Raw genomic sequence first — 11,853 nt, forward strand, 5'->3', positions numbered from 1 at the left:
CTTTATTGTACCTCACTGACCTCACGGAATCGAATACTCTGCGTCGGAACCTGTCAGCGGCCCCTAGAGTTGCTATTTAGCCTGCAGCCAAACGAGCATTCCTTTTCCCGCTGAATCTTGATCGCCAAAATCCACAAACCCTGCCCCTGGCGCCGCAAAGCGTTCGCGTAACAGGATGAAGTATTTGCCATCGTCGCCGGCTTGCGTGGTGTTGCCGACTCCCTCTCTAGAATAGCCCCTTTTGTCCCGTATTGCCGCGACTTCCTCCGCCGTAAGAGTACGTCGGATTTGGGCGCCTCCAATCTCGCAGCTAAGAGTCCAATCTAGATGCAGATCTTGATAGACCTTTACTGTGACCACTGTCTCCTGGTCCCGCTCGCGTGCAATCCCCGCTCCTCCACTCATCCTTACAAAATCGCCTGATGCCGGGATGTCGCCGATCATTGCGTTCGCAAAAACAGTACCCGTTCCCTTTGGAATCCACACCTTCCATCGCCAGACGAGTGGACTATCGGAATCAAGCCGAATTGCCTGAAGCTTGCTTGGGTCGTCCACCGTCAGGTAACCTGCTTCGTTGCGAAGCCGTTGCACTTCCGCTCGCAGTGGAATCAGTTCCCAGAGAAGCAAACCGATGGAGAGTGCCATTGCCAGCAGCAAGGTGGCCAGCATTAGGGTTCGGATGGAGAACCGTGGAATTGACTTGATCATGCACGTAGCATGGCAGCGCTTTTCCCGACTTGCAACTAGCGGGAAAGGGGTACTAGCGCGGTCCGACGACACGTAGGTCTTCGGCTATTTTCCTGCTCACCGCCCACCCCCTCACTCCCTCAGGCAGTGCATGTTCGCCATCGAAATGCCGCTGATGATCGAGCCGACGATGCCGACGAAGCCTTGGTCGGTGCCGCAGATAAAGAGGTTGTCGAGGTGCGTCGTGCCGTTCAGTTGTTTGTCGGGGGCACCGTAGACCGCACCGTTGTCGTGGCCCGTGTAGCGGACGATGGTGCCGGGGGTGAACATGTCGGTTTCGATGATGCGCGAGCGGAAGTCGGGGACGAACCGCACGGCGGAGGCCATGATGCGATCCCACCAGCGGTGCTTGGCGACTTGGTACTCCTCGTCTCCGAGCGGTAGCCATTGGTCCTGATCGGCGAGGACCGTCACGCGCATGGTTCCCTCGTCGGCGAGGGGGCGGTCGTAGTCAAAATTGTCGGGCGAGCAGATGACGCCGCTGCGGACGTCGCACATTTGCTCCGTCGGCTTCTTCCAATGAAACTGCGGCGAGTCGTTGAAGAACGTGATGGTCTGGTGGTAATCGAAGTGCGACGGAGGGACATCGAGCGTCGCGATCGCTTCGCAAAAACTAAGCTGACCGCTCGCCCGCGACACCACCGGCTGGCCATCGTCGCAGAGACGCATCGTCTCGCACCAGCCGGCAGAGCTGAGCACGCGGCGGGTCTCGAGAACCTCGCCCCCTTCGAGCTCGACGCCCACCACGTGATGCGTTCCATCGCTCGTGGCATCGGTGACGATTCGCTTGACGCCCGCGCGGAGCTTGAGCTCACCACCCAGTGCGCGGTACTTCTTCACCAACAACTTGAGGATCAACCGCACCCCCGCGTAGGGCCGGCCGAGGCCTTCGAGGAAAATACTGCGGAACATGATGCAGAACTGCCCCCAGTCCATGTCGTGCTCGCGGGCGCTGCCATAGAACATCAGCGGGCAGAAGAGCATCTCGACCAGCAGTGGCTCGGTCAGGTACTCGGACAACACCTGGCGGGCCGAAAGCTGCTGGTGCTCGTCCGTCAGGTCGTCGTAGTCGACGATTTGGCTGACCATCTTGTCGAACCGATCGGCCTGAGCGGGGAACACCCGGGCGACCTCGCTACGAAGTAATTCAAAATCGTTCGAGAACGACAGCCGCGCCTGGGGGAAGGCGATTTGCGAACCATTCTGCGGCGAGATGTCGAAATCGTCCCACGAGAAGCGCAATTGCCGAAGCAATCTCGCGAGCGGACCCCGCTTGGTTCCCTTGGGCGTGATGTTCGTCAGGGCGTGGAGGCCGACGTCGTAGTTGCGGCCGCGCAGGCGGTAGAACGAGTTGAGCCCGCCGATCGTGTAGTGGCGTTCGAGAATGGCGACTCGCTGGCCGAAGTGCGCGAGGCGAATGCCCGCCGCCAACCCGCTCATCCCCGCGCCAATGATGATGGTGTCGTACATAAGGTGAATGACCAATTTCGAATGACCAATGACCAACATTCCGAAACTTGGACCTTGGTCATTCTGCCTTGGTCATTTAGACCTTCTGAATGTCCTTCATCAGCGGCTCGAGATACGTCACGGTGCTGTCCATGCTGGCCAGGTTGACGTAGTCGTCTTCGGGGATCTGGATGCGATGGCGCTTGCGAAGCTCCATGACGATGTCCAGGAAGTCCATCGAGTCGAGTTCCATCTGCTCGCGGAAGCTCTGCGAGTCGTCGAGGTTCGACAGGTCCTCGTCGGGGGCGATGTCGGTCAGGATGTCGAGTACTTCTTCGCGAATTTCAGATCGGGTCATTTCATAGCCTCAGGGGCAAAGTTTATTTCGATGGAGGATATTTACCTTAGGCTGTGAGTAGGTGAGTAAGTTAGTAGGTAACAGGTTAGTTCGCTCGATCGTACTCACTTACTCACTTACTCACTTAGTATCGGTGGGACCACGGCCCTTACGGGCCCCGCTCGCCGAGGTTTGCTTATACCTTCTTGATGATCACGGCGGAGTTGATGCCGAGCATGCCGAAGGAGTTGTTGAGGATGGTGTCAATTCCCTTGGTCTGGCGAGGTTCGCCGATCACCAGGCCGTCCAGGGCGCACTCGGGGTCGAGGTTGTCTACGTTGATGGTAGGGTGGCAGACGCCGTCGTCAAATGCCGGGAGGTTGCCGGCAAGCTCTAGCGAGCCCGCGGCACCCATCGCGTGGCCGATGAAACTCTTGGTGTTGTTGATCAGAGTGGACTCCGCGCCGCCGAACACGTCGCGAACCGCCGCGCACTCTTGGATGTCGCCGCTGGTGGTGGACGTGGCGTGGGTGTTCACGATACCGATGTCGCCGGCATTCAGCTTTGCACGCTGAAGGGCCATTCGCATGCAGCGGGCTTGCTCGATGGGATTGGGGAGCACGAAGTCGCTGGCGTCGCTATTCATCGCGTAGCCGACGAGCTCGCCATAGATCTTCGCCCCGCGCTTCGAGGCGTCCGAGTAACGCTCAATCACGAACAAGCAGCCACCTTCGCTGACCACGATGCCGTTGCGATCGCGATCGAACGGTCGCGACGCCTTGGTGGGATCGTCGTGCGTAGCGAGGGCACCTTGGCTCGCAAAACCGGCGAAGATGCCAAAGGTGTGGATGCTCTCGCTCACACCGCCACCAATCGCCACGTCGCACTCGCCGAGCAGCAGTTGCTGGGCACCCTGGATCAGGCCCGCGTTGCCGGCAGCGCACGCCGCGCCGACCGTGTAGTGCGGGCCGGTGATGCCCATGTTGAGCGTGATCTCGCCCGCCGGGTTGTTGGCCACGGTGCGCGGGTTGTGGTGGTGCGACCAGACGCTGGTGTCGTAGTCGTACTGCTTGATCTCGTAGATTTCGTTTTCGGTCTCGACGTTGCCATGCTCGGTCACGCCGACGTACACGCCGACGCGCTGGCGATCGACGTTCGCCCAGTCGATGCCCGAGTCGGCGATTGCCTCGTTGGCGCAGTAGATGCCGATGCTCCCCGCGCGAGTACCGCGGCGGACATTGCGGCGATTCTGGTACTTGAGCTCGTCGAAGTTGCAGACGCCGGCGAGCGTCTTCCCCACGTAGCGGATTTCGTACGGCTGGACGCCGCTCTTGCCGCTCAGCAGGGCGGCGCGATATTCGGCCAGCGTGTTGCCATTGGGGGCCGTCAAACCGACGCCGGTGATGACGATCCGCTGGTTGTCGGGCACCGGGCTGCTCATGCGCGAGGGATCGTCAAACGATGGTCGTGGGGGGCGGGTTGAGGCGAATCTACGAAAATAACCTTTTACCCCGGCACTGGCAAGAATCCCGAGCCGCTTGCAGTTGCCCGAAAATGGTGGATAACTAGTGCTTTGTCAGCGTTGAATTGTAGGGTTGGCGACAAAGCACTCGCGTTCCTGCTCGTCCAGCGACCATCAAAATCCCGTTTCGAGAACCGGCCAGCATGAGCGTTTACCTCGGCGTTGACATCGGGACCTCCGGCACCAAGACCATCGCAATCCGCCCGGGAGGCGAGCTGTTGGCCCAGGCCAGCGCCACCTATCCCTGCCATCACCCGAAGCCGCTGTGGAGCGAACAGAACCCCGACGACTGGTGGCGAGCGACCACCGACACCATCCGCCAGGTCGTCAAGCAGGCCAAGCTGAAGCCCTCGGACGTCAAGGCGATCGGGCTGTCGGGCCAGATGCACGGGTCGGTGTTCCTGGACAAGAACGACAAAGTCGTCCGCCCTGCCCTGTTGTGGAACGACCAGCGCACGGCGGCCGAGTGCGAAGAAATCGAACGCCGCGCCGGGGGGCGGAAGAAACTGGTGCAGATGGTCGCCAATCCGGCACTCACCGGATTCACCGCACCGAAGATCCTTTGGCTTCGAAATAACGAGCCGAAGAACTTCGAGCGGACCGCAAAGGTGCTGCTCCCCAAGGACGAAATCCGCAGGCGACTCACGGGCGAGTTCGCCACGGACGTAAGCGACGCCAGTGGCATGTTGCTCTTGGACGTAAAGCGCCGGACTTGGTCGAAGACGCTGCTCGACAAACTAGAACTCGACGCGAGCTTGCTCGCACCTACTTTCGAATCAGAGGACGTCACTGGCAAGCTGACGCCCGAAGTCGCCAAGCTGCTGGGGCTCTCCACCGAATGCGTGGTGGTCGGTGGAGCGGGCGACTGCGCGGCGGGTGCGATTGGCAATGGAATCGTGAAGAGTGGCGTGGTCTCGACCTCGCTCGGCACGTCGGGCGTGGTGTTCGTTCACAGCGACGAACCGCAAGTCGATCCCGAAGGACGCCTCCACACATTCTGCCACGCGGTGCGGGGCAAGTGGCACATGATGGGCGTGACGCTGTCGGCCGCCGGTTCGTTTGGTTGGTTCGCCGACGCACTGTGCCAGACCGACGCCCTGCTCGCGAAGAAGAGCAAACGCAACCTGTTCGAACAACTCACCGCCGAGGCGGCCCAGACACCCGCGGGCGCCGAGGGACTGTATTTTCTGCCGTATCTCTCGGGCGAACGCACGCCTCACGCAGACCCGCTCGCGCGTGGTGCGTTCGTGGGTCTCACGCTCTCGCATCGGCGTGGACACTTGGTGCGAGCGGTGCTCGAAGGAGTGACTTACTCGCTTCGCGACTGCTTAGAAATTGTCGAATCGCTCGGCGTGGTGACCAAGCAAGTCCGCACTACCGGTGGCGGCGCGAAGAGTCCCTTCTGGCGGCAACTACAAGCCGACATGTTTGGCAAGCGCGTCGCGGCGATGGCGAGCGACGAAGGCCCTGCGATGGGTGTTGCACTGCTAGCAGCCGTGGGCGCAGGCGAGTACAAGGACATCGTCGAGGCAACCAAGCACGCGGTGAACACGGCCGAAGAGTCGAAACCTAGCGCAGCCGCACGCAAAGTGTACGATCGGGGCTTGCCGATCTACCGCGGGCTGTACGACTCGCTGAAGGGCGACTTCCGCAAGATTGCGAACAGTTGAGATGCGATAGACTTTGGGTGGCCATTATCTTAGCCGCTTCGGCGCTAGCCGCGGTTGCATTCGACTCAGAGGAACCGTGGCTAGCGCCAAAACGGCTAATCAACTCAGCCCCTACTCAACCGTGGGGCGAGTCGTGGGAGGTACCACGTCAACCGTCGAAGTGAGGTTCGCCAGGACGGGCGAATTAGCGCCCACCATCGAGCGAGGGTTGTAATACTCGATCAAGTCGGTGTGCAGTTGGATCATGCCGACGTACTGAGTGCGAGCCTCTTGGCTATCGAGCAGCAAAGCTTCAAGCTCAGTGACGTTTTGATCGACGAGTTCGTCGTCGAGCAGCAAGCTTACGAGCTCGTCCACGCGGTCGAGCTTCTCAGCTAGTTCTTTGTCGTTGAGTGACGGCTTCTGGTAGCCAAACGGTTCTTTCTCTGCCACGCTTCACACCTTTCGGACGCACCGGTCCCAATCGAATCACTAGTTTCACCACGCGAACTCAATACGAGTCCCCGTGGCCGTCCGGATGCCAACTCCTGTACGCTGAGTCGGCCCCCGTTGTTCTTACTGTCCTCTTCCCTAAGACTAGCTCACGAGCTTGAGGATTTCGTGAAGGCGTCCTTTAGTCTCTATCGACCGATTAAATCAAGAGCGACTAGGAAACCTCGCTATTACTTAATGTCCGCAATCACTGTGCCGATCACAAAAATCTTGGAAGATTTCGGGCAAAAGTTATGAAGCCAGCCACAACTGCAAAAATTCCCGACGATTTTGCGCGTCCCCCCAAATGGTGGATTGCCGCTGACATCTTGTTGGTACTCGCAGTTTTTTATTTGGTCGCCCCCTCGCCACCCCCTGGCGTCAACGAACCCCATTACCTCTGCCGGCTTCGGCATGCGGTCGACCCCACGTACTGCCCGGGCGACCTGTTCCTCGAATCCCCCGAAGCCCACGCCACATTCGTGTGGGTGCTGGCCCCGCTCGCACGGGTGATGGACTTCGAAACCCTGGCCTGGCTGGGGCGACTGGTGAACTGGGCCTTCATGGCTTGGGCCTGGTGCCGGCTCTCGTGGGCCGTCGTTCCGAGGCCGTTGTTTGCCGCACTAGCAGCCGCCCTGATGCTGGCGGGGATCGCCGAAGGAAACTTCGCCGGCGAGTGGCTGGTCAAAGGTTTCGAGGCGAAGACGATCGCCTACGTCTTCGTTTTGCTTGGTTTGCGGGCATGGTTGCTCAATAAATGGAACTGGGCCTGGATCCATTTCGGCATCGCCAGCGCCTGGCACGCCCTGGTTGGCGGTTGGTCGGTGGTGATTCTGCTGGGGCTTTGGCTCGTCGGTTGGCGACGCGAGCAATCGTTCGCCGCGATGCTGCCCGGACTGCTCATTGGCGGAGCCATCTCCCTCGCGGGCGTGCTCCCGGCGCTAGCGCTCAGCGCCGGTATCGACGCCGAACTTAAGAGCGAAGCAGCCCAGGTGTACGTCTTCGAGCGACTCCCACACCATCTCGCGCCGCTCCACAAGCCAGCAATATGGATCGCCGAGCGAGCCACCCGGCACTCGACCGTCGCAATGCTCATGGCGCTGTTGCTGGCCGTGCGCCTTCGCACGCTCCGCAGCGCGAACGAATCGATTCGCGACGACTCCGCCACGCGTATCGCACTCTATGCCATCGGGGCGATGGTGCTGGCGATGATTGGTCTCGCGATTGAGTTCACGCTCTGGAATCATCCGGCACTTTCGGCGTCGCTGCTGCGGTACTACTGGTTCCGTCTGGTCGATGTCGCCGTGCCGATGGCGATGGCGCTGCTGTGGATTCGGCTGCTCGCCGACATGATGGCGGACAAACAGCGTTACGTACCGGCGATGCTCGCCCTGATGCTGGTGCTCTCGGGAACCATCATTGGCACGCGGTTCTACGCGTTCGTCAAGAATCCCGTCGCCGACTCGGATGTGCCATCGAAGCCCGTCGGCGACTGGCTCGACATCTGCCAGTGGGTCCGCACCGAAACGCCTACCGACGCCATGTTCCTTACGCCGCGCGGGGGAAGTTCGTTCAAATGGCACGCCGAGCGGGGCGAGGTGGTCACCTACAAAGACGTACCACAGAACGCCGAAGGGCTGGTCGAATGGCGTCGCCGACTCTACGAAGTATTCAAACCCGGTGGCGATGCGACGCAGCCATGGGTCGGAGGCGTTGGCGAACTCGGCACGCCACGCGTCCTCGAACTCGCCGACAAGTACGGCATCGACTACGTGCTCACCACGCACAGTTCGCCTCTTAGTCTGCCGGTTGCGTACGACAACGCGACTTACGTCGTTTATGAAATCCCCAAAGACGAACCCTAGCCGCTTATCGACCACTGCCCGAGAATGGCCCTCATGAACCACCCCACGCCCGAAACGCCGATCCGTGCCGTTGTGTTTGACCTCGATGGTCTGATGGTCAACACCGAGGACGTCTATCAACTCGTTGGCACCGAACTGATGCGGCGTCGCGGCAAGACGTTCGACGACGACCTTCGCGGCGCGATGATGGGGCAGCCTGCCGCGGCGGCGCTCGCCGTGATGATCAAGTGGCACGCGCTGACCGACACGCTCGACGACTTGGCTGCCGAGTCCGAACAAACCTTCTGGGAATACGTCGAAGAGCGCCTCACCACCATGCCGGGGCTGCACGAACTGCTCGCCTACATCGACGAGCGTGGACTTCGCAAAGCGATCGCTACCAGCGGCGCGAGGCATTACGCCGAGGAGTTGCTCTCGCGCGTGGACCTGCACGAACACTTCGAGTTTTTGCTGACCGCCGGCGACATCACGCATGGCAAGCCGCACCCCGAGATCTACCAGCTCGCCGCCGCGCGACTAGGCCTGGCGACCAGCGAGTGCCTGGTGCTCGAAGACAGCCACAACGGCTGCAAAGCGGGCGTCACCGCCGGCGCGTACACGGTGGCCGTACCGAGCCCCCACAGCGCCGATCACGATTTCACGGGTGCGAAGTTCATCGCCGATTCGCTAGCAGACCCACGCATTCGCGCGGTGCTAGCGGGGTAGGTTCAAGAAGCTTTTTAGCCACGGATGCACACGGATGAAACACGGATCTAGATCAATTTGAAGGAGGACTACTGAAGTACCTTGAAGTAGAAGTCTTCGGCTCTCGTTTTACCGATGTTTTCTCAAGGGAACTCTTTCCTCAGAGACGTTTGGCGGTTGTTTCTTCATCCGTGCACATCCGTGCCCATCCGTGGCTAAATAATCCACATGCCAGCACGCACGAATTCGCCCAAGTTCCTTCGCCCAGCTTGCCGATAAATCCGAGGAAGCAAACTTTTCTGCCACTGCGTGGGGACTCGTCGGATGAAACGCCTCGTACTATCCGCTCTGTTGATGCTCGGCAGCATGCCATTGGCCACCGGCTGCCGCAGCTGCCAGAGTCCCTACGACTACACTCCGCCGGTTGACAACTGCCAGTGCCAGGGCTGCACCGCCTGCGGTGCCGGACGCGCGGGTTCGATCCTCTCGGGCGGCTACGCCAGCGAGCAGGTGTACGACGAAGCGTACGGCGGCGATTTGGCCCCGATGCCGACAGAAGCTGAAGTGGCGGAGTAGAACGCACCGCGTTCTCGCTCGCTCGCTGATTTCTACTAGTGCCGAAATGTTTGACATTTCAGGCCGACAGTGCTACCACTAGGCAACACTTCTTTGGTTTGCGCTAGGGGGTAGCTCGTCGCGATTGGCGTTGGCTTGCCCTTCCCCGTGTGCGCAGACTTAGTTGCGCCTGACTGGGGAAGTTACGGTCATGTCACTTTCGCGCTGCATTCTGAGTTCCGTCGTCTTAGCAGCACTCTCTTTCAGTACCGCGGCCAGTGGCGACGCCATTCGCGCCGTGGCACTCACAACACGGACAATCACCGATCCGCAGATCGATGCCGAAGGTCGCACATCATTTTGGGTGGCAAACCTGCCGCCGCGGCTCCTGGCGGGAGAGGATCTCGGCGCATTTTTCACTACGACCGCCGTGGTGGACGTATCGTCGCCAGGCCTTTATGCCGAGCGGCAACTGGGCTTTGTCGAACGCATAGCCGCGCCCAGCGATCAACCACCGGGACTGGGTGCAGGGTTCAGCTACGGAACCTTCAGTCAGATGCACATGAATGACCGAGGGGACATTCAGTTCACGTCGGCAGTGCAGGGCCCGGACGTAAGCGGCGTCAATAATGAAGCGTTTTTTGTGGTGGACCGTGATGGAGTCGCTCGTTTGGTGTTCCGCGAAAACCAAGAATTTTTGCCTCCGATCTGGGGCGGCGAATCCGCGCATTTTCGCTTTCTACCTAACCATCAGCCGTCTTTGGATGAGCAGGGAAGAGTTACCTTCGCCGCCTATCCGACCACTCCTGGTACCTTTGCGACCCGCATCTTGCAAGAACAATCGGGACAGATTGCGGTACTCGACGACGTGGTGACGGTGTCTACGACGACCGGCCCCACCCGCGACGACCCACCGCAATCATCGCTGCTGGAGGTCACCACGATGAGCATCAACGCGGTCAGCTCCGCTTCGAATGGCAACGTTGTTTTTGCGGCGAGCTTGGTTCCGCGCGCGGACAATAACACGCAATTCCAAACAACCAACGCGATTGTCCGAAGCCACGCCGACGGAATGCTGTCGCCAGTAGTCCTGGTCGGAACTCAGATCGACGGCGCCACCGTCTCTAGTATTTTTCGTCCCGTGATGAACGCCAGGGGTGACATCGCCTCGTTGGTTAGTATCGACGGCCCGCCGTCCACTCGAGGAATTCTTCGCGCTTCCGAAGGGCACCTCAGCTGGGTAGCCCGAGGAGGCGAAGTCGCTCCGGGGAGTGAGCCTGGCACCACTTTCGCTGGCATTGACAGTGTTATCAACCTTAATGAGGCTGGGGATCTGCTATTCCTCGCCTATCTCGATGTGCCGGGATCTACCCCCGACGAAGGTGGACTCTTTCTCGATCGTCCTGGGATGGGAATTGTGTCGGTAGCAAGGATTCGCGAACAAGCACCAGGAACTGAAGCCGGCGCAGGATTTCAGTTCCTTCGGAGCACCGCCGCCGCCATCAACAATGCCGGCCAAGTGGCGTTCCACGCAGAACTCTCCGCTACGCCGTCCAACCGGAACTCGGGCATCTGGGCCACCGATCGCCATGGCAACTTGCAGCTCATCGTGCGCGAGGGCGACATGCTGGACGTTAGCGATGTCGGCGAGCCAGCCGACTTTCGTACTATTTCGACCCTGTCCTTCCACGCAGGCGGAGGGGGTGGCACCGCCTCTGGCTCCGGTTTCAACGACAACGGCCAACTCGCATTTCGCGCTCGCTTCACCGATGGCACCCGCGGCATCTTCGTTTCCAACGCCGTAGCGATTCCCGAACCAGCAACCGTCGCGATCTTGCTGCTTGGCATCACAGCCATTGGTGTCCATCGCAGAGCACGACGAACGCGATAGACGCCACATTACCGCCGCGCGTTCCAGACACCCGGCACGCTGGCTAGGTTGCCGGGCGTGCTGCCCCAGGTGCCTTTGAGAAGCTGCCGGCCGTCGGGCGTGACTTCCGCGGCGAACGAACCCACTGCCAGGCGATCGGCTGGCTCGGTGCGTTGGCCTTCGATGAACAGTTGGTGCGTCCGCGTGTCGAAGTGCGCTCGGACGTACTCGATGCCCACGGTTTGATCGTACGAACGCCACTCGAAGAACCCTTCGAGATCCACGCCACCCTCCACCGGCACCTGCTTGGTGAACTTCAGCGTGCTGTTGTTCCACTCGGTCCCTTCGTCGTCGGTCGAGTCGAACAACGTCCATACGCCGAGCGTCAGGTTGTGGGTGGTGCGAACATCAGCCGCGGCGTTGTTGGCAAGTTGAAACTGATTTCCTATCGGTTGCTGATGAAAAACATCTCCGTCTGCAACGTAGCCCTTGATGGGAAGTTTTGGTTCGGACTTGTAGTAATCCCAAACGATCGGACCCGCGACCGAAATGACTGCAGATAGGACTCCCAGCACCGCAGCGATTAGCGCGGCGTGTCCCTCGCCGAACCAGCGGCGAGGTTTGTTAGAAGTGTCTGTCGACTTCGGTGGTTTCTTTCCCATCGATGCTCAATCTAGGCGGAG

11 protein-coding genes are annotated in these 11,853 nt (G+C 60.2%); 5 read left to right on the forward strand and 6 right to left on the reverse strand.

Annotated features, from left to right (window positions below; all coding sequences use genetic code 11):
* Nucleotides 1-72: 72 nt before the first annotated feature.
* The 4 genes from SH292x_RS13715 to SH292x_RS13730 form a co-directional block, all read right to left on the reverse strand.
* Entirely contained in the window at nt 73-669 is a 597-nt protein-coding gene (locus SH292x_RS13715; protein ID WP_442481576.1) for a hypothetical protein, read from the reverse strand.
* Between the two features lie 150 nt (nt 670-819).
* Nucleotides 820-2,217 carry a phytoene desaturase family protein gene (locus SH292x_RS13720; protein ID WP_442481577.1) on the reverse strand — a complete coding sequence of 466 codons (1,398 nt, stop codon included), beginning with the start codon at nt 2,215-2,217 and terminating at the stop codon, nt 820-822.
* 76 nt (nt 2,218-2,293) lie between these two features.
* The gene (locus SH292x_RS13725) at nt 2,294-2,554 is read right to left on the reverse strand and encodes an acyl carrier protein (protein ID WP_442481578.1); all 261 of its coding nucleotides are present in this window, start codon (nt 2,552-2,554) and stop codon (nt 2,294-2,296) included.
* A 175-nt stretch (nt 2,555-2,729) separates the two neighbouring features.
* A complete protein-coding gene (locus SH292x_RS13730) occupies nt 2,730-3,974 on the reverse strand; it encodes a beta-ketoacyl-[acyl-carrier-protein] synthase family protein (RefSeq protein WP_442481579.1) in 1,245 nt (414 codons plus the stop codon).
* Nucleotides 3,975-4,198: 224 nt separating this feature from the next.
* On the opposite strand from SH292x_RS13730, the gene xylB reads away from it, so the two are divergent.
* Nucleotides 4,199-5,725, forward strand: coding sequence for a xylulokinase (gene xylB / locus SH292x_RS13735; protein WP_442481580.1), 1,527 nt, complete (start codon nt 4,199-4,201; stop codon nt 5,723-5,725).
* A gap of 111 nt (nt 5,726-5,836) precedes the next feature.
* On the opposite strand, the gene SH292x_RS13740 is transcribed toward xylB, so the two are convergent.
* Complete coding sequence (locus tag SH292x_RS13740; RefSeq protein ID WP_442481581.1) at nt 5,837-6,157, reverse strand: hypothetical protein; 321 nt, start codon at nt 6,155-6,157, stop codon at nt 5,837-5,839.
* Nucleotides 6,158-6,450: 293 nt separating this feature from the next.
* On the opposite strand from SH292x_RS13740, the gene SH292x_RS13745 reads away from it, so the two are divergent.
* From SH292x_RS13745 to SH292x_RS13760, 4 genes are all read left to right on the forward strand, one after another.
* Complete coding sequence (locus SH292x_RS13745; RefSeq protein WP_442481582.1) at nt 6,451-8,061, forward strand: DUF6798 domain-containing protein; 1,611 nt, start codon at nt 6,451-6,453, stop codon at nt 8,059-8,061.
* A gap of 33 nt (nt 8,062-8,094) precedes the next feature.
* On the forward strand, nt 8,095-8,766 hold the full coding sequence (locus tag SH292x_RS13750; protein WP_442481583.1) for an HAD family hydrolase: 672 nt from the start codon (nt 8,095-8,097) through the stop codon (nt 8,764-8,766).
* Between the two features lie 303 nt (nt 8,767-9,069).
* Entirely contained in the window at nt 9,070-9,321 is a 252-nt protein-coding gene (locus SH292x_RS13755; protein ID WP_442481584.1) for a hypothetical protein, read from the forward strand.
* A 190-nt stretch (nt 9,322-9,511) separates the two neighbouring features.
* A complete protein-coding gene (locus SH292x_RS13760) occupies nt 9,512-11,191 on the forward strand; it encodes a DUF7453 family protein (protein WP_442481585.1) in 1,680 nt (559 codons plus the stop codon).
* Between the two features lie 8 nt (nt 11,192-11,199).
* Here SH292x_RS13760 and SH292x_RS13765 read toward each other — a convergent pair whose 3' ends face one another.
* On the reverse strand, nt 11,200-11,832 hold the full coding sequence (locus SH292x_RS13765) for a hypothetical protein (RefSeq protein ID WP_442481586.1): 633 nt from the start codon (nt 11,830-11,832) through the stop codon (nt 11,200-11,202).
* Nucleotides 11,833-11,853 lie beyond the last annotated feature (21 nt).

This window comes from Aeoliella fuhlenseeensis (genome assembly GCF_052161615.1).
GTDB lineage: Bacteria > Planctomycetota > Planctomycetia > Pirellulales > Lacipirellulaceae > Aeoliella.

Excerpts from the sequence above, each read along its gene's own strand:
- SH292x_RS13715 (WP_442481576.1), bottom strand. The coding sequence starts at position 669 with ATGCTGGCCACCTTGCTGCTGGCAATGGCACTCTCCATCGGTTTGCTT.
- SH292x_RS13720 (WP_442481577.1), bottom strand. The coding sequence starts at position 2,217 with ATGTACGACACCATCATCATTGGCGCGGGGATGAGCGGGTTGGCGGCG.
- SH292x_RS13725 (WP_442481578.1), bottom strand. The coding sequence starts at position 2,554 with ATGACCCGATCTGAAATTCGCGAAGAAGTACTCGACATCCTGACCGAC.
- SH292x_RS13730 (WP_442481579.1), bottom strand. The coding sequence starts at position 3,974 with ATGAGCAGCCCGGTGCCCGACAACCAGCGGATCGTCATCACCGGCGTC.
- xylB (WP_442481580.1), top strand. The coding sequence starts at position 4,199 with ATGAGCGTTTACCTCGGCGTTGACATCGGGACCTCCGGCACCAAGACC.
- SH292x_RS13745 (WP_442481582.1), top strand. The coding sequence starts at position 6,451 with ATGAAGCCAGCCACAACTGCAAAAATTCCCGACGATTTTGCGCGTCCC.
- SH292x_RS13750 (WP_442481583.1), top strand. The coding sequence starts at position 8,095 with ATGAACCACCCCACGCCCGAAACGCCGATCCGTGCCGTTGTGTTTGAC.
- SH292x_RS13755 (WP_442481584.1), top strand. The coding sequence starts at position 9,070 with ATGAAACGCCTCGTACTATCCGCTCTGTTGATGCTCGGCAGCATGCCA.
- SH292x_RS13760 (WP_442481585.1), top strand. The coding sequence starts at position 9,512 with ATGTCACTTTCGCGCTGCATTCTGAGTTCCGTCGTCTTAGCAGCACTC.
- SH292x_RS13765 (WP_442481586.1), bottom strand. The coding sequence starts at position 11,832 with ATGGGAAAGAAACCACCGAAGTCGACAGACACTTCTAACAAACCTCGC.